The organism is Chondromyces apiculatus DSM 436, assembly GCF_000601485.1.
Lineage (GTDB): Bacteria > Myxococcota_A > Polyangia > Polyangiales > Polyangiaceae > Chondromyces > Chondromyces apiculatus.
The window spans coordinates 191,063-212,443 of record NZ_ASRX01000006.1; the positions used below are offsets into that span (position 1 = coordinate 191,063).

20 protein-coding genes are annotated in these 21,381 nt (G+C 71.7%); 13 read left to right on the top strand and 7 right to left on the bottom strand.

Going from position 1 to position 21,381, the window contains the following annotated elements:
• The first annotated feature begins 149 nt into the window (after positions 1 to 149).
• The 6 genes from truD (at position 150) to CAP_RS05315 (ending at position 5,145) form a co-directional block, all read left to right on the top strand.
• A complete protein-coding gene (gene truD, locus CAP_RS05290) occupies positions 150 to 1,319 on the top strand; it encodes a tRNA pseudouridine(13) synthase TruD (RefSeq protein ID WP_044236916.1) in 1,170 nt (389 codons plus the stop codon).
• A 111-nt stretch (positions 1,320 to 1,430) separates the two neighbouring features.
• Positions 1,431 to 2,264, top strand: a complete 834-nt coding sequence (locus tag CAP_RS05295; RefSeq protein ID WP_081864573.1) for a MotA/TolQ/ExbB proton channel family protein — start codon at positions 1,431 to 1,433, stop codon at positions 2,262 to 2,264.
• Positions 2,264 to 2,749 carry an ExbD/TolR family protein gene (locus CAP_RS05300; RefSeq protein ID WP_044236733.1) on the top strand — a complete coding sequence of 162 codons (486 nt, stop codon included), beginning with the start codon at positions 2,264 to 2,266 and terminating at the stop codon, positions 2,747 to 2,749. Before CAP_RS05295 ends, CAP_RS05300 begins: the two co-directional genes overlap by 1 nt.
• Positions 2,746 to 3,678, top strand: coding sequence for an energy transducer TonB (locus tag CAP_RS05305; RefSeq protein ID WP_231511119.1), 933 nt, complete (start codon positions 2,746 to 2,748; stop codon positions 3,676 to 3,678). Before CAP_RS05300 ends, CAP_RS05305 begins: the two co-directional genes overlap by 4 nt.
• 213 nt (positions 3,679 to 3,891) lie before the next feature.
• Positions 3,892 to 4,332 (top strand): cyclic nucleotide-binding domain-containing protein, encoded by a 441-nt coding sequence (locus CAP_RS05310; protein ID WP_231511120.1) that lies wholly within the window; start codon positions 3,892 to 3,894, stop codon positions 4,330 to 4,332.
• A gap of 117 nt (positions 4,333 to 4,449) precedes the next feature.
• Entirely contained in the window at positions 4,450 to 5,145 is a 696-nt protein-coding gene (locus CAP_RS05315) for a hypothetical protein (protein ID WP_044236735.1), read from the top strand.
• A 17-nt stretch (positions 5,146 to 5,162) separates the two neighbouring features.
• Here the strand turns inward: CAP_RS05315 and CAP_RS05320 are convergent, their stop codons facing one another.
• A complete protein-coding gene (locus CAP_RS05320) occupies positions 5,163 to 6,968 on the bottom strand; it encodes a tetratricopeptide repeat protein (RefSeq protein WP_197041014.1) in 1,806 nt (601 codons plus the stop codon).
• 80 nt (positions 6,969 to 7,048) lie between these two features.
• Here CAP_RS05320 and purF point away from each other — a divergent pair, with 80 nt between their 5' ends.
• Both purF and CAP_RS05330 read left to right on the top strand, forming a co-directional pair.
• Positions 7,049 to 8,515 (top strand): amidophosphoribosyltransferase, encoded by a 1,467-nt coding sequence (purF, locus tag CAP_RS05325; RefSeq protein WP_044236739.1) that lies wholly within the window; start codon positions 7,049 to 7,051, stop codon positions 8,513 to 8,515.
• A gap of 208 nt (positions 8,516 to 8,723) precedes the next feature.
• Positions 8,724 to 9,698, top strand: a complete 975-nt coding sequence (locus tag CAP_RS05330; RefSeq protein ID WP_044236741.1) for a hydroxymethylglutaryl-CoA lyase — start codon at positions 8,724 to 8,726, stop codon at positions 9,696 to 9,698.
• Between the two features lie 27 nt (positions 9,699 to 9,725).
• Here the strand turns inward: CAP_RS05330 and CAP_RS05335 are convergent, their stop codons facing one another.
• Genes CAP_RS05335 through CAP_RS05355 form a run of 4 tightly spaced genes read right to left on the bottom strand, consistent with a single transcriptional unit; the run spans position 9,726 to position 13,920 of the window.
• Positions 9,726 to 11,357 (bottom strand): putative metal-binding motif-containing protein, encoded by a 1,632-nt coding sequence (locus CAP_RS05335; protein ID WP_231511122.1) that lies wholly within the window; start codon positions 11,355 to 11,357, stop codon positions 9,726 to 9,728.
• Complete coding sequence (locus tag CAP_RS05340) at positions 11,354 to 11,902, bottom strand: hypothetical protein (protein ID WP_044236920.1); 549 nt, start codon at positions 11,900 to 11,902, stop codon at positions 11,354 to 11,356. The genes CAP_RS05335 and CAP_RS05340 overlap by 4 nt, the downstream gene beginning before the upstream one ends.
• Before the next feature lie 60 nt (positions 11,903 to 11,962).
• Positions 11,963 to 13,336, bottom strand: a complete 1,374-nt coding sequence (locus CAP_RS05345; RefSeq protein ID WP_052374216.1) for a POTRA domain-containing protein — start codon at positions 13,334 to 13,336, stop codon at positions 11,963 to 11,965.
• A complete protein-coding gene (locus CAP_RS05355; RefSeq protein ID WP_044236750.1) occupies positions 13,333 to 13,920 on the bottom strand; it encodes a SurA N-terminal domain-containing protein in 588 nt (195 codons plus the stop codon). Before CAP_RS05355 ends, CAP_RS05345 begins: the two co-directional genes overlap by 4 nt.
• A 126-nt stretch (positions 13,921 to 14,046) precedes the next feature.
• Here CAP_RS05355 and CAP_RS05360 point away from each other — a divergent pair, with 126 nt between their 5' ends.
• From CAP_RS05360 to CAP_RS05370, 3 genes are all read left to right on the top strand, one after another.
• Positions 14,047 to 14,952 carry a lamin tail domain-containing protein gene (locus tag CAP_RS05360; RefSeq protein ID WP_052374218.1) on the top strand — a complete coding sequence of 302 codons (906 nt, stop codon included), beginning with the start codon at positions 14,047 to 14,049 and terminating at the stop codon, positions 14,950 to 14,952.
• A 208-nt stretch (positions 14,953 to 15,160) separates the two neighbouring features.
• Positions 15,161 to 16,276: a hypothetical protein gene (locus tag CAP_RS49905; RefSeq protein ID WP_044236752.1), complete on the top strand. Its 1,116-nt coding sequence runs from the start codon at positions 15,161 to 15,163 to the stop codon at positions 16,274 to 16,276.
• Positions 16,277 to 16,332: 56 nt separating this feature from the next.
• Positions 16,333 to 16,986: a DUF192 domain-containing protein gene (locus CAP_RS05370; RefSeq protein WP_044236754.1), complete on the top strand. Its 654-nt coding sequence runs from the start codon at positions 16,333 to 16,335 to the stop codon at positions 16,984 to 16,986.
• 531 nt (positions 16,987 to 17,517) lie between these two features.
• Here the strand turns inward: CAP_RS05370 and CAP_RS05375 are convergent.
• Entirely contained in the window at positions 17,518 to 18,363 is an 846-nt protein-coding gene (locus CAP_RS05375; RefSeq protein WP_044236756.1) for an MBL fold metallo-hydrolase, read from the bottom strand.
• Positions 18,364 to 18,752: 389 nt separating this feature from the next.
• Between CAP_RS05375 and CAP_RS05380 the strand changes: the two genes are divergently transcribed.
• Entirely contained in the window at positions 18,753 to 19,976 is a 1,224-nt protein-coding gene (locus CAP_RS05380) for a hypothetical protein (protein ID WP_044236758.1), read from the top strand.
• A 38-nt stretch (positions 19,977 to 20,014) separates the two neighbouring features.
• Here the strand turns inward: CAP_RS05380 and CAP_RS05385 are convergent, their stop codons facing one another.
• Positions 20,015 to 20,287 (bottom strand): hypothetical protein, encoded by a 273-nt coding sequence (locus tag CAP_RS05385; protein WP_197041015.1) that lies wholly within the window; start codon positions 20,285 to 20,287, stop codon positions 20,015 to 20,017.
• A gap of 147 nt (positions 20,288 to 20,434) precedes the next feature.
• On the opposite strand from CAP_RS05385, the gene CAP_RS47595 reads away from it, so the two are divergent.
• Entirely contained in the window at positions 20,435 to 21,310 is an 876-nt protein-coding gene (locus tag CAP_RS47595; RefSeq protein ID WP_052374219.1) for an SUMF1/EgtB/PvdO family nonheme iron enzyme, read from the top strand.
• Positions 21,311 to 21,381 lie beyond the last annotated feature (71 nt).

Sequence of the window (21,381 nt, forward strand, 5' to 3'; positions counted from 1 at the left end):
GGTGCTCCTGGCAATGAAGAGCCCTTTCCAGGATGGCTCCAGGCGCTGGCGCCTCCGGCCACCTGCCCGTGGGACGCCTTACCCCAGCAGGTGTCATCGGTCCCATTTCCACGCTGGACGCCGCAGCGATTTACGTCACGCTCCGCGCCGTGACGACTGCCCCCGACCCACGCGCCTCTGTCCCCACCCTGCCCCACGGCGTGATCCGGCGCTCTCCCGAGGATTTCATCGTCGACGAGATCCCCGCCTATGCGCCGAGCGGTCGCGGCGAGCACGTGTTCGTCACGTTCCGCAAGACGCGGCTCAACACCCCGGACGCCGTGCGCATCCTGGCCCGCGCCCTCGGCGCCGATCCTCGCGCCGCGGGATATGCCGGCATGAAGGATCGCCACGCGATCACCACCCAGACGGCCTCCTTCCAGCTCCCCCTCGGCGTCGACCCCGAGCCGCTCCTCGCGGCCGCGGAGTTCCCGGGCATCGAGGTCCTCTCGGTCGCGCGTCACGACCACAAGCTCAAGCCTGGCCACCTCGTGGGCAACCGCTTCCGCGTCGTGGTGCGCGACGTGACCGAGAGCGGCGCAGCGGTGGCCCTCGAACGCCTCGCCGAGGCAAGCCGCACCGGCGTCCCCAATGCCTTCGGCGCCCAGCGCTTCGGCCGCGATGGAGACAACCCCGAGCGCGCCCTCGCCTGGGTCTCCGGCAAGTCGCGCGGCCCGCGCGATCGGCGCGAGCAGCGGCTCCTCTTCTCCGCGTTGCAGTCACGCTGGTTCAACGAGGTGCTCGCAGCGCGCGAGGCAGACGGGAGCTGGACTGCCGTGCTGCCGGGTGATCTCGCCAAGCGTCACGACAGCGGCGGGCTCTTCCTGGTCGCCCTCGAAGGCCCGGAGCTCGACGACGCCCAGGCCCGCGCGGCGTCGGGCGCCCTCTCCGCCACGGGCCCCATGTTTGGCCGCAAGATGCGCTGGCCCGCGGGCGCCGTCCTCGATCTCGAGCGCGCGGTGCTCTCCCGAGACCTCGACGACCCGCACCGGCTCGATGCGTTCGCACACGCCGGCGAGGGTACCCGGAGGCCGCTCCGCATGATGGTCGATGGCCTCGAAGCGAGCGTGCTCCCCGACGACGAGCGCGCCATCGCAGCGACATTTGTGCTACCGAAGGGGGGCTACGCGACGACCCTCCTCGCCCGTGCCTTCCACCTCCTCGACGCCGCCGCGCCGCCTCGCGCTGCCGGTGGTGCCGGGGACGCGGAAGCCGGGAATACAGAGGCCGGAAACACGGAGAATGAAGAGGAGGTCGAGACAGAAGCCCCTCCTACCTGAGGGGCGCACGGTGGTGAACCCGCTCTCGCTTGCATACTCGTTTATCCGATGCCCCGAGCGCCCGGTCCGCGCGGCGCTCCACCTCAGCAGGACACAGCCCGAAGGAAGAAGATGAACCTCGTCGAGTGGCTTCAGCGCATCATGGTCGGCTTCGGCGCCGCCTGGGTCATGTGGCTGATGATCGGCCTCAGCGTGATCTCGGTCGCCATCATCCTGGAGCGCGCCTGGTTTTTCTGGTCGCTGCGTGACGACCTCTCGGTCCTCGCCCGGGACCTTCGCACCTCGCTCGATGACTCCATCGAGGCCGCCCGCAAGCGCATGGAGGCGTCACCGTCGGCCGAAGCTGCCGTCGTCTCGGCAGGCCTGGCAGTCGCCCACAAGGGCCCCGAGGCCGCGGAAGAAGCGATGGGTGGCGCCACCGCCCTGCAGCGCATGAAGCTCGAGCGGCGCCTCGCATACCTCGGTACCCTCGGCAACAACGCCCCGTTCATCGGCCTCTTCGGCACCGTCATCGGCGTCGTCATGGCCTTCGAAGCGCTCGGCAAGGATGCCGTCACCACGGCGGGCGCCCAGGCCACCCAGGTCGCGCAGACAGCGGCGCCCCAGGCGGTCATGTCGAGCATCGCGGAAGCGCTCGTCGCCACTGCCGTCGGCCTCGCGGTCGCCATCCCGGCCGTCGCCTTCAACAACTTCTTCCAGCGCATGATCAAGGCGACCCTCGCCAACACCGAGGCGCTCACCCGCATCCTCCTCTCCCACCTGAAGAGCGATCTCGCCTTCGAGGTCCCCGGTGAAGGCGTGGCTCCGCCCCCGGTCGTGGAGAAGCCCCGCAAGGCCGGGAAGATCGCCGAGGCGCGCGCCACCGCGAGCACCACGGTGAGCACCACCGCAAAGAAGAACGCGAACGACGCACCTCCCGCGTCGGCTTCCGAGGAGGAGAGCTGATGGCCGCCAGCAGCAACAACAGCGACGACGACCTCATCAGCGGGATCAACGTCACCCCGCTCGTCGACGTCACCCTGGTGCTGCTCATCATCTTCATGGTGACGGCCAAGATCATCGTGTCCCAGTCGCTCCCCATGGATCTCCCCAAGGCGGCGAAGGGGCAGGAGGTCCAGCAGGTCTTCGGCGTCGATCTCCACGCGAGCGGCGACATCTTCGTCGACGGGAAGAAGCTCCCCGGCGAGGAAGGTCTCCTGCCCATCGCCCGCGAAGCTCAGGCCAAGAACCCGGAACTCCGCGCGGTGATCCGCGCCGACACCACGGTCCAGCATGGCCGCGTCATCCGCGCGCTCGACCTGCTCAAGCAGGCGGGTGTCTCCAAGATCGCCTTCGGCGTCACCCCCACCACGCCCGAGGGCGGGGCGGTGGCGCCTGCAGGCAACGCCCCCCAGCCCGCTCCTGCTCCCGCTCCTGCGGAGAAGAAGTGAGCGTTTCGACCGCCCGCGCCACCTCGCCCGAGAGCGCTGCCGAGCGCGGTGGGCGCGAGGAGGACGAGCGCCGTGATCCGCTCGCCGCGGTCTTCGCCATGGGCAACCGTGCCACCCGGGTGGGCGCCGCGATCGGCCTCACCCTGGCGCTGACCACCCATGGCGCGCTCTCGGGCAGGGCGATCCTCTCCGGCTTGCTGCGCGAGATCCGGCTCGCCACCGAGCACATGCGGTACGAGGTGCACGATTTCCTCTGGGCGACCTACGAGATCGAACAGCCTCCTGCGCCCCCCAAGGAGCAGCCGCCAGAGCCAGAACCGGAGCCAGAACCGGAGCCAGAGCCGGCGCCCGTCCCCAAGGCCGCTCCGGATGCCCCCCCGCCTCCTGAAGCCGATCCTTACGAACCTCCCCCTGCTGCGGCCGCGGCCCCCAAGGTCCTGGTCCAGGAGCCTGACCCCAACGAGATCGTCGACATGACGAGCTTCGGCATCGCCACCGGCGAGGGACAGGGGCCTGGCTACGGCATGGTCGCCGGTGAAGGCACGGCCAAGACCCCGACCCGCAACCCGAACGCCAAGGTGGGCGGCACCGTGGGCGGCAAGGGCACCGGCGATCCGCGCCCCGCGGCACCTCCGCCGGGCCCGGATCGGTCCCGGGCCCCTTCCCTCGTGGGCAGCAGTTCCTGGAATTGCCCCTTCCCGCCTGAAGCCGACGCCGAGCAGATCGATCGAGCCCGGGCCGTGGTCATGGTCACCGTGCGCCCGGACGGGTCTCCCCTCTCGGTGAAGGTGGTGAGCGATCCCGGCCACGGTTTCGGCCGCGCCGCGCGCCTGTGCGCCCTCGGCAGACGCTACCAGTCCGGGCTCGACCGGGAAGGAAAGCCCACCACGGGCACCCTGGGCCCCATCAACATCACCTTCACGCGCTGACGCTCCGCGGTAAGCGTCGCCCGCTCAGTCCCCTCAGTCCCCTCAGTCCCCTCAGTCCCCCCAGTCCCCTCAGCCCCGCAGGCGACGTGGGTGCCTCCCCACCGTTCAGCCCCGCTCACGCTCGCGCCCTCACCATTCATTTCCCGGGCCCGCGCCTCTTGGCTATCCTCCCTCCCTCCCGTGGAGATAGACGAGCGGATTGCCCAACTCTCGATGGTCCCCCTGTTCAAGGGCCTCACCCCGACGGCTCTTGAGCTCATCTCCAGGGTGGCCAGCGAGGAGTCCCACGCCCTCGGCACGAAGATCTTCGAGCACGGCGATCCCGGGGACAAGCTCTACATCATCGTCGACGGCAAGGTCCGCATCAGCCGTGACATCCCGGGCATGGGCGAAGAGGCCATCACCATCCTCGGTCCCGGCGCCGTCTTCGGCGAGATGGCGCTCCTCGACGAGGCCCCGCGCTCTGCCGATGCGCGCGTCCACGAACGCTGCCGCCTGCTCACCGTCTCCAAGGACACCTTCGAGGACCTGCTCTTCCTCCACAAGGACCTCGCCTACGAGGTCCTCTGGAGCGTCGTCCGGATGCTCACCCAGCGCCTCCGCGCCACGACCGACAAGCTCACGTTCCTGACCGTCACCGGCAAGTTCGAGTAACTTCACTTCGGGGGGACGGCACGCCGCGCAGCAGCCTGCCAGCACCACGCCCCTCGCTCTTTCTTTGCGCGTTCGTTGCGCGCTCATCGCGCGCTCATTTCAGGAGGACCGAGGACCATGGCTCCCACGTTCAAGCATGCAGCGCTCACCCTCGCGCTCTCGGTGAGCGCCCTCGTCGGCGCGTGCGGCCCGGCCACGCCGCCCCCCGCGGACCCTGGCGCGCAGGGCACCATGCCCGCTCCCGAGCCGGTCCCCACCCTCCCAACGCACGACGGCACGGCCCCGAGCGAGGCTCCCTCGGCAGCGCCGACCTCCCCGATCACACCTCCTCGCCCCGGAGAGCCGGCCCACTCCCGCCCGCTCTCGCCCACGCAGATGGAAGAGGGCCTCAAGAAGATCGGCCTCGACCCGATGAAGCTTCCCCTTCTTGAGAAGATGCCGCTCGCCCAGAAGAAGAAGGTGATGCCTCTCCTCCAGAAATCGCTCGGCATGGAGAGCTGCCTCGGCTGCCACAAAGAGGGCGACTTCCAGACCGAAACCCGCAACATGAAGGTCGCGCGCGAGATGTGGCGGCACTTCGTCGCCCCGTTGCGCACCGAGGCCGGCGGCGCCGTCTTCTGCGATAGCTGTCACGGCGGCGACGAGCACGTCCTCGCCCGCGCCGACCGCAAGGCCCTCGAAGCCTTCATGGACGCCGAGTACGTGCAGAAGCTCTCACGCGCCGACAAGAGCGACATGGAGTGTGGCACCTGCCACGGCGACACCATGGAGCTCCAGATCATCGAGAAGCTCTGGAAGATCCCGGAGGGTTGATCGCCCCTCCGCGTCCTTTAGAGCGCGTCGCTGGCCGCGCCGGGCGTGAGGCCCTTCTCGGTGGCGAGGAGTTGCAGGAGCTGCGCCCGCTCCTCCTGGTTCACCCGGCCCAGCACCAGGTAGCGCGCGTACCGCTCCACCGCTTCCTCCTTGGCCCCTGACGCATACTCCCGATCCGCGCTCGTCTTGAGCTGTTGCCGGTAGCGGTCGTAGGCGAACAGGATCCTGTCGCGCACGCCCCCGATCGCCTTCGTCAGCAGCGCGTGCTTCAGCTCCAGCTCTGCTGGCAGCACCAGCGGATCCCCCTCCGCCACCTCGTCACACCGCCCGGGCTGCGACGGAAACGTCTCGTCCTCCTCGCGCTGCTCGTAGAGCCGCGCGTCCCTGTCGAAGACCACCGCCCCGTCGTGCAGGCTCTCCGCCGACACCGTGACCGTCACCACCGCGCGCACCGCGTGCTGGTTCACCACGTAGCTGTGGCTGCAGTTCCGCGCGACCTGCACCGTGCGCGGCGTCCTGTCGAGGCGCCGCGCCGCGGCCTCCACCGCCTCCCGCGCCGTGGACAGCCGCCCATCCGCCTGCGTGAGCCGCCCTCGCGCATCGGTCAGCCTCCCCTCGGGCGCGCCGATGCGATCCTGCTCCGAGCGGAGCCGCTCCTCGGCCCTCTGGAGCCTTTCGTCCTCCGGGCGGCACCGCGACGGATCGCTCCCTGGCGTGGGCCCGGGCTCCGGCTTCGCGCGGCACCGATCCAGCTCGGCCCGCGCCCGATCCACCTCGCTCCGCGCCCGGTCTGCCGCCCGCCGCGCGTCGTCCACCTCGCGCTCGTACCGCGACACATCGGACCGCGCGTGATCCACCTCCGACTCTGCCGGAGAGACCCGTGAGCGCGCCCCCTCCAGATCCGACTCTGCCGCCCCGTACTCCGGGTTCGCCACCGTGCTGTAGCCGCAGACGTAGAGACAGGACCGCGGCGCCGTCGACTGGTCGTGCCGGTAGGCGTACTGCCCGAGCCCACCGCTCACCCGCACCCCGAGCGCGGGCGCTCCCCCCTCTGGCTCCCGCTCCACCACCTCCAGCGGCAGCGACGGATCCAGCGCCTGCCGGAGCCGCACGGCGTCCACCCCCGTCGCCAGATCGGACGCGCTCTGGTCTCCCGTGAACGGCTGCACGATGGCCGTGAAGATCATCTGCTCCCGCAGCTTCCGCTTCACCTCCCCCATCCGCGCCGGCACGTCCCGGTAGCCAGGCACCACCATCGCCGCCACCGCGAGATCCAGGAGCGCGTTGCCGAGCTGCCCCTCGCGCGCGAACGTCTCCGCCCTCGCGTAGGCCGCCGCCGCGATGTGCTCCCGGGCCTGCGTGTCGAGCGTGCGCGCCCGCGCATCCGCCGGCAGCGCCCTCAGCACCTCGCCCGTCAGCACCAGCGCCTCTCGCGCCTGATCCGCGGCGAGCAGGTGCTCGGCCTGATCGAGCACCCGCGCGGCTGCCTCCGCCACGATCCGCCGTGCCTCCGTGTTGTGCGCGTCGAGCCACGCCGCCTCGTAGGCGAGCTTGAGCGCGCCCCGAGCGTCCCCCTTCTTCAGCAGCGCGTCCGCGCGAACGACCCGCGCCGCCGCCTGGCTGCGCCGCGCGATCCCCAGCCGCTCCCTCGCTTCCTTGTCCTCCGGATCGAGCTGGACTGCGCGCTCGTACTCGGCCGCCGCCTCGTCCCACCGCCCGTGCTGCGCTAGCAGATCCCCCCGCGCCATGGCGTCCGCGAACGCCCCCCCGCAGCCCAGGGCGAAGATCAACGGGAGGATCAGGAGAGCTTGGCGTGCGCGCATGATGAGCATCCGACGAAAGTTCCTCCCATCGTATTCAAACCCAGTGGGGAGCGTGCCGGTTTCGTACTAGACCTCCGCCCATGTGCGGCGTGTTCGGGATCTTCGGGCACCCAGAGGCGGCCAACATGACCTACCTCGGGTTGCATGCGCTCCAGCATCGCGGTCAAGAGTCGTGTGGCATCGTCTCCACGGAGGGGGAGCGGCTCTACAGCCACCGCGCCATGGGCCGGGTGCAGGCCGCCTTCGACTCCGCGACCCTCGGCACGCTCCGTGGCGATCGCGCCATCGGCCACGTGCGTTACTCCACCGCGGGCGGGTCTCACCTCAAGAACGCCCAGCCCATCGGCGTCGACTGGGCGCGCGGCTCCCTCGCCGTCGCCCACAACGGCAACCTCACCAACTTCGAGTCCCTGCGCGAGCGCCTCGAAGCGCGCGGCTCCATCTTCCAGACCGCCAGCGACACCGAGTCCGTCGTCCACCTCATCGCCCTCAGCGAGAGCACGGACCAGGAAGCGCGCATCGCCGACGCCCTCCGCCAGGTCGAGGGCGCCTACTCCATCCTCTTCCTCGACGAGCGCAGGCTCATCGCCGCGCGCGATCCCCTCGGCCTCCGGCCCCTCTGCCTCGGCGTCCTCCAGCACGAGGGCCGCACGGTCCACGTGGTCGCCAGCGAGCCCAACGCCTTCGACCTCATCGGCGCCCGCCTGGTCCGCGACGTCGCGCCCGGAGAGCTGATCGTCATCGACGAGAGCGGCCTGCGCTCGAGCTTCCCCTTCGCTCCCGCCGTCCGGAAGATGTGCCTCTTCGAGTACGTCTACTTCGCGCGGCCCGACTCCATCCTGGAAGGCGCGAGCGTCTACGAGGTCCGCAAGGCCCTCGGCCGCCGCCTCGCCGACGAGGCCCCCCTCCCGCCCGGCGACGGCGACACGGTGGTCGTCCCCGTCCCCGACTCCGGCGTCCCCGCCGCCATCGGCCTCGCCGACCGCGCCCGCCTCCCCTTCGAGATGGGCCTCATCCGCAGCCACTACGTCGGGCGCACCTTCATCGAGCCACAGCAGTCGATCCGCCACTTCGGCGTCCGCCTCAAGCTCAACCCCAACCGCGCCGTCATCGAGGGCAAGCGGGTGATCATCGTCGACGACTCCATCGTCCGCGGCACCACCAGCCGCAAGATCGTCAAGATGGTCCGGGACGCCGGCGCCCGCGAGGTCCACGTCCGCATCTCCAGCCCTCCCACCCGCTGGCCTTGCTACTACGGCATCGACACCCCGACGCGCGCCGAGCTGATCGCCTCGACCCACGACGTCTCCGAGATCGCCCGTTACCTCACCGCCGACAGCCTCGGCTACCTCTCCCTGGAGGGCCTCGTCGACGCCGTGCGCACCGTCGAAGCACGCGCGCGCGCGACCACGTCCGCTGCCGCTTCTGACCCCAGCGCGGCCGATGCTCCGGCCCCCGACACTTACTGCCACGCCTGTTTCTCCGGCAACTACCCGGTTCCCTTCTCGCCCGCGAGCGGACCCCGGCACCTGCGCATGCTTCCCTGATACATGCGGCCGGGGACATTGTCCGCTTCCCGCGGCGACGGGCGTCAGGCCCGAAGCGGCAGAGCGCTCCGGGAGCCGCGAGTGGATCGCGGAGTGGGGGGCCCGACGAGCTTTGCTCGACGGGGGGCGGGGGCGCGAGCCCCTGCCGTGTGAATGAGAGGCAGAACGGCCGTTGACAGGGCCCCCTGGCGGCGCTGAGCTTCGGGGCATGACGCAGGAAAGCGCCACGGTGGACCCGCCCGGGGACGAGCTTTTCGCCCGCGTCCCGACCGAGGTCTCCGTCTACGAGGTGAGCCCGCGCGACGGGCTCCAGAACGAGTCCACCCTCATCAGCCTCGAAGGCAAGCGCCGCCTCATCAACGCGCTCGTCGCCGCCGGGCTGCGCCGCATCGAGGTCACAAGCTTCGTCTCTCCGAAGTGGGTCCCCCAGCTCGCCGACGCCGAGGAGCTTGCGCGCGTCCTGCGAGCGCCCGAGGGCATCACCTTCAGCGCCCTCTGCCCGAACGCCCGCGGTCTCGAGCGCGCCCTCTCCGCGGGCCTGAGCGAGATCGCCGTCTTCCTCAGCGCCAGCGAGGCCCACAACAAGGCGAACATCAACAAGACCATCGCCGACACCCTGGCGGTGTTCTCGGAGATCGTCCCCCCGGCCCGCGAGGCGGGCCTCCTCGTGCGCGCCTATGTCTCCACCGTCTGGGGCTGCCCCTACGAGGGCGCCGTCGATCCGGCCCGCGTCGTGAAGATCGCCGAGAAGCTCCTCGATCTGGGCTGCTACCAGATCTCCCTCGGCGACACGATCGGCGTGGGCAACCCCCGGCAGACCCGCGAGATCGTCCGCCGCTTCCTCGACGTCATGCCCCCCGAGCGCTTCGCGCTCCACATGCACGACACCCGCGGCACCGCCCTCGCCAACGTGCTCACCGCGCTCGAGATGGGCGTGCGCGACTTCGACGCCTCCGTCGGCGGCGTCGGCGGCTGCCCCTACGCCCCCGGGGCCGCCGGCAACCTCGCCACCGAGGACCTGGTGTTCATGCTCCAGAGCATGGGCATCTCCACCGGCATCGACCTCGACAAGCTCATCGAGGCCGGCAACGTCGCCGAGCAGGTCATCGGCCGCGCCCTCCCCGGCAAGGTCCACAAGGCCGGCCCCTTCCGCCTCCGCCGCTCCCCTACCCGCGCCTCCTGAGTCTCCACGCGGAGACGCGCGTCGCCCTCACGGCGGCGGCGGTGACGGCGTCTCCGCCACGCACCCGAGGCGGGTGAAGAACACGTGGTTCGCGCCCAGCCGATCGTCCCGGAACAGGATCCCGAGCTCCCCTGCCGGACCGAACGAGGCGATCGGCGAGATGCTGTTCTCCTGCGCGAACGTGATCCGCTGCTCCGGCGAGCGCGGTGACAGATCGGCCCCGACCACCGTCGAGTAGATCTCGTACCCCGCGTTCTGATCCCGATCGTCCGCGTACACCACCAGCACCCGATCTCCGAGCGGCCGCAGGAACGGATACCGGGACCTCGCCGAGCCCGGGTTCGTGATCGGCTGCGGCGCCACCAGGACCTCGCCCCCTTCGCCGATCACCGCCGCGTAGATCGCCGTCGGGAACCGCGTCTTGTCGTACCAGGCCACCACGAAGCGATCCTGGTTCCACACCACCGTCGGGTACACCGCCTGGCTCGTCCCATCCGTCAGGTCCACCGGGATCCCGATCGGCAGAAGCTCCGGATCGAAGAGCTGCACCCGGATTCGCGTCGAGAACCCGTCGCTCGCCGTCCACGCCACCGCCATCCCCGGTCCCCCCGCGGCGACCGATGGCCCCTCGTTGCTGTACCCCGAGAACGGGTCGAGGAGCGGCACGTCGGTCCCGATGAGGTTCGCCCCCACGTCGAGCCGCTGCGCGTAGAGGTTGAACAACCCCTCCCGCTCGTCCTGCCACACCGTGATGAACTCCGCCCCGTTCCACGTCAGCGACACGTTGATGGAGAAGCCCGGGAAGCTCGTGAGCTGCCGATCGCCGCCCTCCACCTTGTTCCCGTCCGCGTCGAGCAGCGAGAAGTACACCTCGTAGTCGCCCGTGCGGCGGTCCTGCCACGCCACGCCGTACCGATCCCCCACCCACACCACCGGCCCACCCGACGCATCGCCGTTCCCCGCCGTGATCGCGCCCTCTCCGGGCGGGAGCGGGCTCCCCTCGGGATCCAGCATCGTCCGGTACACCGAGAACCCCTGCTGCGTCCCCGAGTAGATCGCCGCGTACGAGGTCCCGCTGAAGGCGAGCCCCCCGGGCCCTGCGGGCGCCACGTCCCCCGACACCCGCACCGCGTCTCCGCCAGCCAGCGGCACGAACTCCGCCCCGTTGTCGACGGTGCCGTCGCAGTCGTTGTCGACCCCGTCGCAGACCTCTTCCCCGCCCGGGAACGCCGTCCCGTTGGTGTCGTCGCAGTCGTCCCCGCACGCATCCACGTCCCCGGGCTGCGTCCCCGGCCTCGGCCCCAGAAACCCATCCCCGTCCTGATCGAACGTCGCCGGCCCGTAGCTGCACCGCCCCGTCTCCGGCGCGCACGTGTCCGCCGTGCAGGGGTCCCCGTCGTCGCAGTCCACGGGTTCGCGCGTGGTGCACACCCCGCCGCGCGACACCACCCCACCATCGGGCAGCGTCTCCGGCGGCAGCAGCTCACACACCACGGGGTTGCACAGATCCTCGGCCCCCTCGCAGTCCGCGTCCACGTAGCAGTCGGGGGCGGGAGGCGGCACGGGCACCGCCGATCGCGCGCCGCACCCCCCGCCGAGCCACGCCGATCCTCCCATCACCACCGGGACCAGCAGCCACCTCGCACCCCGCAGGCTCACAGGCATCCACCGTACCCATCGACGTCGATCGGCTCGCACACCAGGCCCGCCGGGCACCCGTCGTTCCCCGTGAGCGGACAGAGCTGCACGCACTGGTTCCCCGAGCCGGTCACCACGCACACGAACCCGCCCTGACACTCGAAGCTCCCGAAGCAGGGATCCCCCTGCCCGGACGGTCCTTCGAGCTGACACAGCGCCCCGTAGATCTCCTGCCCGCAGGGCTCCGCCGGGTACTGCACGTAGATGAAGCACCCCTCCTCCGGCGCGCAGTCACCGTTGTTCTGGCTGTAGGGATCGCACTGGAAATCGACGAGCGGCGGAGGCTGATCCGGGCACCCCGGATCGACGTACTCCTGCAGCGCGTCCGCGCCTCCGTCGACGTGGCTCCCCCCGGTGCCCGCGTCAGGCTTGCCCGTTCCCCCCTCGCCTCCCCCGCCTTCCCCGTCCGGGTTCATGACGATGGTGTCACCGCATCCCGCCGCGAGACCCAGGGTCGACGCAGGCGCACAGAAGGCCACGAGCAGGAGCAGGGCACGCGGGCGCATGGCCGGCATCGTATCGGTTCCGCGCTCCCCCGCCACGCCCAAGCAGCAGCCGGACGCGCTTCAGGGCTTCCGGTCCACGATCCGCATCAGGAAATCCACCGTCTGCTTCTTCGGGTCCACCAGCGTCTCCGGCTCCACGTCCACCGTGCGGCCTTCCTTCTGCATGGCCTCCTGCACCCGCCCGATGTCCTGGAGGAGCTGGCTGCGCACGAACACGTGCCCACGCCGCGCCTGGAGCACCCGCTCGTAAGCCCTGTCCTTCGCGCTCCCCACGATCGCGATCCGCCCGATCCGGAACACCGGCCCCTCTTCCACCGGGATCTCCAGCGACACGTGGCGCTGGTCCTCCGAGACCTTGACGGCGACCGGCCCCACGCGCGCCTGGATCATCCCCCGGTCGTAGTAGTGGGCGTTGATCACCAGGAGATCGTGCTCCGCCCGCAGCTCGCTGTAGATGCCGCCGACGGCGTTCATCTTGCCGCCTTCGGTGTTCATCATGCCCCGCAGCTCGGCCTCGCTGACGACCTGCTGCCCGGTGAACGTGACCCGATCGATGGTCACCCGCGGCCCCTCGACCACCCGCAGGCACACGTCCATCACCTCCCCCACCCGCCGCGCGAACGTGTCGACCTGCGCGAGCCGGTAGCCCTCCTCGCGGTAGCGCCCCGCCACCGCAGACCGGGCCCGGTGGAGCTGCGCCGACTCGAACCTGCCGCCCTTCGCGTCGAACCCCGCGAGCGCCAGCACCTCCGCCGCCGGGACCACCTGCGCGCCCTCCACGAAGCGCTGCCCGAGCCACGGCCGCTCCGTCACCGCGTACCGCACCGCGAGCTTTCCATCCGGCAAGGTCTCCACCAGGGCCGACATGTCCTTGAACAGCCCGAGCGCCCACAGCCGCCCGAGGTCCGCCCGCACCTGCGCCGCGTCGAGCACCACCCCCGGCTTCACCGACAGCCGCTCCACGAGCTGCTGCGCGCCAGGGGCCGAGCTGCCCGTGATCTCCACCCGCGCCACCTGCTTGCCGGCGGGGATGTCGAGGGGCAGCCCACCCGTCGCCCGGGCCGCAGCACCCCCCGCCCCTCCGGGCGCCGCAGTGCCGATGCCCGACAGCATCCCCAGCCGCACCTCCGGGGTCTGCGTGGTTCCGCTCTTCGGCGCTGCCTGCTTCGGCGCTGCCTGCACCGGCGGTCGCCGCGCGCTCTGCGGCTCCACCTTCGGCGCCGCCTTCTGCCCCCCCTCGCCGTTGCCGGCGGGCTCCCCTTCCTCCGCGTCATCGAGCCCGCCGCACGCCGCCGTGCGCCGGTCGATGGCCCGCGCGGCCGCCGTTTCCTTCGTCGGAGCCTGGACCGCCTTCGCCGGTCCCGTCGCCTGCGGCGCCGCTCCGCCGCAGCCCGCGAGCCAGAGCCCGAGCGCGATCACCATGGTCCGCTTCACAGCCTCACCTCCACGAACGTCGTCTCCCGCAGCTCCGCGAGCATCGCCCCCCGCGCGAGCGTCGCCTGTCGCGCGTAGTCTTCCGGGCTCATCTCCGAGGTCCGCTGCGTCTGCTGGCGCGAGAGCCGGAGCCGGACGAGCTTCTGTTCGAGGAGGGTCGCCCGCAGCTCGACGCGGTAGAGCGCCTCCGAGAACCCATCGCTCTCGAGCTGGGTGAGGAGCTGCGCCACCGTCCATTTGTTCTGCGCAGCCACCTGCTTCATCGCCGCGTCGAGCTCGTCGGAGGCGACCACGATGTTCTCCTTGGCTGCGGCCCGCTCCATCAGCGCTTCGTCGATCATCTGATCGAGCAGATCCCGTATCATGCCGGCCCGCGCCGTCTCGAGCTGCACGGGATCCTCCACCGAGGCTTCCAGCCGTTTCTGCCGGGGCGCCGCCCGCTCCCGCAGCGACGAGGCGAAGATGGGGACGTCATCGATCACGGCCACCACCCGATCGACCACCCGGGTCTCGCCGAGGACCGGCCCGACCACCGCCCCCGCGGTGAGCCCTGCGGCGAGGGCGACGACACGAACGAGCTTCATGCGCCCGGACCATACGCCGCCCACCCGGCCAGTGGAACCGCACGCGCGACCTGCCCCTCCTTCCCGCGGGCCCTCCCTCCGCTCTCCGCTTGCCCGTCGGCCGTGAGACCCTGTTTATTGGATCCCATGCTGCTGACGGCCCGCCGGACCTCCCTTGCGCTCGTCTTCCTCACCGCCCTCGCCAGCGCCGCCTTCTCTGCCTGCGGCGGCGACGACGACGGGAACAATCCGACCGGTTCCGGCGGAGACACGGGGGTCGGCGGGGCCGGCGGGGCCGGCGGGGGCGCCTCGGGAGCCCCCGAGCACCTGCTCATCAGCGAGGTGATGCTCAGCGTCGACCCGGCGGAGTTCGTCGAGATCTGGAACCCGACCGACGCCGAGGTCGACCTGACGGACCACTACCTCTCCGACAACGGCACCTACCACCGCATCGCGACCGGCACGCCCTTCACGCCAGCCGGGAGCCCCGGCCTCGATTTCCTGGTGCAGTTCCCCCCCGGCACCCGCATCGCCGCGGGCGCCACGCTCACGCTCGCCGCCCACCCCGACTTCGAGGCCGAGCACGGGCGCTGCGCCGATCTCGCCCTCACCTCGGCCCCGGTCTCCTGCAGCACCGGCACGCCCACACCGCCGATGATCGCGCCCGAGAACGGCGCCCTCGGCAGCATGCCCGGCCTGCTCACCAACGACGGTGAGATGGTGGTGCTCTTCACCTGGAGCGGCGTCGAGGACGAGCCCGTGAGGGACGTCGACTACGTGGCCTGGGGCGCGGACCTCGGGTCCTCCGAGATCGTCGACAAGAGCACCCTCCCCGGCTACTCCGGCGACACGCCCGCCGAGAACCAGAAGCTCGCGCCCCTCGCCGGCACCGACGAGAGCCTGGAGCGCTGCCGGCTCGAGTCGGGCGAGACCACGAAGGGCGGCAACGGCATCACCGGCCACAACGAGACGAGCGAGGACTTCGCCGCGTCCTTCGTGGTCACCGCAACGCCGAGCCCCGGCGCCGTCAACCCCTGTCTCGACGCGCTCTGAGTCTCCACGAGGGGACTCGCGTCCCCTCGCCCCGTCGGGAGTGAATCCCGACGGGGCCCCACTCCCCTCGAACCGCTCTCGCCAGCCGCCACGCCGTGCCCCTTGGCAAAGCCTCGCGCCCCGGGGTTTCCTTAGAGCCTCCCTCCACCCCCACGACGCACCTCCGCAACCCACGCCCACGCCACCGCTCCCACAGCCGCCGATCCCCATGCCCACCACCCTTCGCTGGCCTCACCACGCTGCCGCCCTCGTCCTCGTCGCCGCCGCCACCTCCATGGGCTGCAGCGAGGTGGGCCTCGGCAACCTCGGCAACCTCGGCAACCTCGGCGCCGCCGTCTGCCCCGAGGTCGCCGGCCCCGGCGAGGTGCTCTCGACGCCCTTCTCCAGCGACATCCGCGCCAGCGCCAAGGTCGCGACCTTCGTGCAGGCCGCGAAGGACATGACCGCCGTCTCGGAGGCGATCGAGGCGCAGGTCACCGAGGCCTGCCGGCGCATCGGCACCGACATCGGCATCCCTCCCGCACAGATGCAGCCTCAGGACGGCGCCGGAGGCGCTGCCAAAGGAGCCTGCGAGCCCGTCGCCGCCGCCGTGGACAGCATCCTGCGCCAGGGCATGCAGATCCAGGTCGCGGTGACGCCGCCAAGCTGTCAGGCCAACGTGCAGGCCGAGGCCCGCTGCAACGGCGCCTGCGATGTGCAGGTGGACCCAGGCCAGATCGTCGCCCAGTGCGAGCCCGCACGGCTCTCGGGCTTCTGCCAGGGTCGCTGCACCGGTCAGTGCGAGGGCCGCTGCACGGGGACCTGCCACGGTCAGTGCACCGCCACCGATGCGCAAGGCCGCTGCGTCGGTCAGTGCAACGGCTCCTGCGACGGCGGCTGCGACGCGACCTGCCACGCCGGCTGTCAGGGGACGTGGCAAGCCCCCCGCTGCGAGGGGACGGTGCGTCCCCCGAGCGTCGACGCGGAGTGCCAGGCGAGCTGCAAGGCCCACGCCGATGTGTACGCGACCTGCACGCCCGCCCTGGTGAACGTGAGCGGCTCGGCAAACACCGACGTCGCGCTGCGCCTCGGGAGGAGCCTGCAAGCCAACCTGCCCGCCCTCCTCCACGCAGAACTCGCCCTCGGTCGGCGCCTCCTGAACGACGCGCAGGTGGTGGTGCAGGTCGGCGCGGAGCTGCCCAGGGTGGTCGGTCAGGCAGGCGCCCACGCACTCGCCTGCGCCGGCGCCGCCGCCGAGGCCGCGACCTCCGCCTCGCTGCGCATCCAGATCAGCGTGCGCGCCAGCGCCAGCATCTCCGGCCGCGTCGGCGCCTCCGGCGGCTGACCGCGCTGCTGGCCGGAAGGCCACAGCTCCCCTCACCACCCGTGCTAGGAGAGGACATGCGCTCCCCCCGCGCTGTGACGCCGAGCCGCCGCCCTCTCCTCCCCACCCCGAGTGCGCTCCTCACGCTCTCGCTCACCCTCGCGCTCGCCGCCGCGAGCGGGTGCAGCCGGCGCGTGGAGGAGGCCGCGGTGCAAGGGAGCTGGGTGGGCACCACGGCCACGCCTCCAAAGAAGCCGATCCGCGGGCCCTGCATCAAGCCCACCCCCGAGACGCCGGCGCGAGCCCTCAAGCCCGGCCCCGATCCGCGCTGCCCCGACGATCCCCAGGGGAACTTCGATCTCCGCACCGGCAAGGTGATCTTCACCGAGGTGTCCGCGCCCGACGTGGCCGTGGAGGTCGCCGAGACCGATCCGCACCGTACGCGGGGCCTGATGTACCGGAAGAGCATGCCCGAGAACCAGGGGATGATCTTCGTCTTCGAGGGTCGCGAGAACCACACGTTCTGGATGCGCAACACGTGCATCCAGCTCGACATGCTCTTCATCGACGCCGACGGGACCATCGTGGGCATCGAGGAAAACACCACCACCATGACCGACCGGACCTTCCAGGTCGGCTGCCCCTCCACCTACGTCCTCGAACTCAACGCCGGCTGGACCCGCAAACACGGCGTCAAGCCCGGCCAGAAAGTCCGCCTCGAAGGTATCTGATGCAGGGACCTTCGGTCCCTACGCTCCCGTTGGTCGCTACCCCCGTGACCTTGCAGGGACGCCAGCGCAAGGACCCGGGACGAAGGGGAACGGCCCCTCGCTGGCCCCTGGGTCCTCCCTCCCGCCTCGGGAGAGCGTCCTCCGGCCGACCACACGTGCCCTGTCTGCCTCGCGATCCCCGGCCTCCTTCGCCTTCTCCCCGCTTCCCGGGCCGGCATCCCCCCCTCGCCAGCCTCTCCGGGCCTGCGTCAGCCTGGAACAACGCCGTTCGGTCGCCCACCAGCGCTGTCCCGGTCCGGAACGAGACCGGTCGGCCTCCGACCCAGACGCTCCCGGGCCGGAACAAGACCGGTCGGCCTCCGACAGACCCCCTTCCACGGCCGGAGCGACCTCGTGGACCTCCGCGGCGGGGGTGCTCGCTGCCAGTCCAGAGGCTGCAGGGCGCCACGGGGCGGGCTCCGCGGCTTCTCCTCCCGGAGTCGACGCCTCGGCAAGGCACGCAGCCGCCGCTCAGCCCGCGGACGGCAGGCTTCAGTCCGAGGGGAACAGGGAGAGCTGCAGAGGGTTCTGCCCGCTCTGAGGGGCGCGCCGCACGCCCGGGTCCAGGCGCGGCAACGCTGCCGCGTCGATCACCACGGGTCCGCGCGGGGGCGCGGCCAGGATCTGGTGGCGCGGGCCCAGGGCGTCGCGCGCGACGTCGAGCGCGAGATCGGGGTGGTTGTTGGTCTCGGACAGGTGCATCAGCGCCACCACCGGCGCCATGGCCCGCTGGCGCACGAGGGCGCGCAGGAGGGCGTGGGTCTGCAGGTTGGACAGGTGCCCACGCGCGCTGAGGATGCGCCGCTTCAGGAACGGGGGGTAAGGGCCGCGCTCCAGCAGCTCCTCGTCGTGGTTCGATTCGAGCAGCAGGACGTCACACCCGGCGAGGTGCTCGGTGAGGCCCGCGGTCACCTCGCCGAGATCAGTCACCAGCGCGGCGCGCCGGGTGCCGTCCGAGACGACGAGCGCCACCTGCGCGGCGTCGTGCGGGACCGGCTTCGGGAAGAACGTGAGGCCGCCAATGGCGAACGGCTCGCGCGACGAGTACCGCCGCGCCCGGTCCGGGTGGCCGAGCCGCGCAGCGCGCGCGGTGGCCTCGGTGGCCCACACCGGGATGCGCAGGCGGCCGGAGTAGCCCGCGGCGCTCCCCACGTGATCGCTGTGCGCGTGGGTGATGATCACCGCGTCCGGGGGCCAGGCATGCGGCATCCCCACCGCCCCGAGGAGCCGGCGCGCCACCACGGGGCCGACGCCTGCGTCCACGAGGACGCGCGTCTCCCCCGACACGAACAGCGTCGCGTTGCCGCTGCTTCCGCTGGCGAGGATGACGATCTTCATCGAAGGAGCGCGGCCCTGGTCGGCTGCGGGAGGAGCCGGAGAGGTCCCGGAGAGGTCTCCGAGGGGTAGCGCAGCGGAATGCTCCTCCGCAAGCGGGTCACGCCGCGCGCACGTCGTCACGTCGCAGGCGCGCGCAGGCTCACGCACCCCCGGATCATGGGACCCCCCCACGGGCCTTTCTTCCACGCCAGCAGCGCCCACGTGCCGGCACGCTCGCCGGGCGCCGCGCGCAGGGGTACAGGATGGCGGTGACCGTGCCGACCGTGCCCGAGTTTGCGCCCCCGTCGCCCGGGTTGCCTCTGTCCCCCGCCCCTGCCCCGTCGCCTGGTCCTCGTCAGGCGCCCGCAGCGCGCCCGCCAGGTTCCCAGCGCAGGCGCTGGCCGTGGGTCGTGCTCGCGCTCGTCGTCGTCGTCGCGGCGTGCGCAGGACTCGTGGCGCTCTTCCTGCCGGACCTGGTGCGCGCCGAGGTGGTGCGGCAAGCGCGGGCCCGCGGCATTCTGCTGGATCCGGGCAAGGTGAGCTTCACACGCGAGGCGGTGACGCTGCGGGGCGCGCGCTTCTCGCTCGTGGACGTGACGGGGACCGAGGGCACGATCCAGCGGGTGGTGATCCGCCTCGACGGCCTCGCGCCACGCGACATGCAGGCAGAAGGCGTGACGTTCCTGGTCACCGGCTACGAGGCGCTCCCCGCGCTCCAGGCCTGGACCGCCGCGCGGTACGCCGACGTGGCGTCAGTACCGCTCGCCGCGCGCGAGGTGCGCCTCGGGTTCAGGGAGCAGCAGAGCGCTGCGGAGACGGCGGAAAAGGCAGTCCTCGCCGCAGCGAGCCTGACCCTCGCGCCCACCCAGGGAGCCGCCGAGGTGGCGCTGAAGCAGGCGCGGGTGATCGTGGCACAGCGCGAGGTGGCGACGGCCGAGGTGACGGGGAAGCTCGACGCCGAGGGGGTGATCGCCACGCTGCTCGCGACGCTCCCGGGCGCAGGGGCGAAGCCCTCGGTGGAGATCGCGCTGCGGCGTCCGCCGGAGCCAGACGTGCGGGTGCGCCTCTCCAGGACCTCCCTCGACGCCCTCGCCACCGCGCTCGGGCTCACGCTCGGCGCCCCCGGGGTGGTGGTCGGGGGGACGGCGGAGCTGCGCCTGCCCACGGTGGCGCGGGGTCCGTTCGCGCTTGGCGTCGATCTCGCGCTCGACGGCTACGTGCCGCCTCACCCGCGGGAACTCGACGGGATCCTGTTCGGGAAGACCACCTCCGTGAAGGCCCAGGTGCGCATCCCCTCGGGGGGCGACGGCGCGCGGCTCCCCGACGCAGATCTGCACGAGGTCGAGGTGAGCGCGGGCGCCTTGCAGCTCCGGGGCAAGGGCAGCGTGCGCGGCGAGGTCGCGGACGCGGTGCTGACCCTGAGCCTCACGGGCGCGGTGCCGTGCACGCAGCTCACCACGTCCGTCGTGGCCGCACACCTCGGTCAGGGCCTGGGGACGCTGGCAGGTCGCCTCGCCCAGCGGGCGCTCGCAGGATCGGTGGCCGTGGCCGTGCGGGTGGAGGGGCGCGCGAGCCGCTTCGATGCGCCGCGGGTGGAGACGAGCGCGCAGGTGGGCTGCAGGCTGAGTTTCTGAGTCGCCACGGGGGAACCCGGGGCCCCGCTCTCCTTCGTTCAGCTCAGATTCTTGCCGGAGACGTCGTCGCGCAGACCCATGGCGCAGATCTCGGCGAGGGCGCGGGCCGACACCGCATCCTCGTCGAGGACATGTCGGACGACGCCGGGCCGCTTCCCCGAGGTGCCCCAGCACTCGAGCACGACGACGCCGTCGCTCAGGCGGGCCACGGCCGTGAGCCCGAGCCCCATCTCCTCGATGAGCACCGCCGCTTCGCCGGCGATCCTGAGCTGCTCGGAGGTATCCACGCGCTTTTCCTTCCCCGGTTCCATGCGAGGCTTATAACTCGCCCAGGGCCGCGGAGGGGATCGGCGTCGCAGGACGTCGCCGCCGCGCCCTGCTGGCGATCGACACCTCCACGACCACGCCGCACTGGCCGGCGCTGGCTCAGAAAACCCACACGATCACGGGCAGATGACATGAACCAGAGCAGGGCGCTGCGAGGGCTCGGAGCAGCCTGGATGGCTGTCTCGGTGGGCTGCATGGCGTGCACGAGCACGTCCGAGGAAGGGCCACAGGGCGAGGGCGGGAGCGGGGCCTCGACGGCCCATGGCCCCGCGTCGTCCGGGGGCGGGGAAGGAGGTCCGGGAGGCCGCGGGGGTGGGGGCGGCGTCGGGGGTGAGGGCGCCGCGGGTGGCGCGGGTGGCGCGGGTGGCGCGGGTGGCGCCAGCACGGACGGCACGTGGAACACGCACTTTCCCTTCGACTTCCCTCCCTGCCCGGACGACATGGCGCACGTGGAGGGCTTCTGCGTCGACAGGTACGAGGCGCCCAACGTGGCGGGCGCGATGCCGCTGGTGATGGAGAGCGCCCTCAGCGCCGAGGTCTGGTGCGAGGAGCGGGGGAAGCGGCTGTGCACGGAGCACGAGTGGGATCAGGCGTGCGACGGTTCCAGCGAGACGCAGGCAGGCACGGTGTACCCCTACGGGGAGGTGCACGACGTGGACGCCTGCAACGACGCGAAGACCTGGGTCGCGCCGAACGAGGCGGTGCTCGCCACGTGGCCTTCTCCGGAGGCCGAGTCCGAGACCGAGCGGCTCTACCAGGGTACGCCGAGCGGCGCCCACGGGGGCTGCGTGAGCGCGCACGGCGTCTTCGACATGACCGGCAACGTGGAGGAGTGGGTGGTGCGTACCAAGCCCCACGTGAACAGCTACCCCCACGTGCTCAAGGGCTGCTACTGGTCGGGCTGCTTCGGGGGCGCGAAGCCGCGCTGTGCGTCCACGAACCCGGCCCACGCGAGCGCCTTCAGGTTCTACGAGACGGGCTTCCGCTGCTGCCGGGACGCGATTTGATTCCCGTGGCAGGGGCTCACGCCCCCGCCCCCCGCCGAGCAAAGCTCGTCGGGCCCCCCCACGCCGCGATC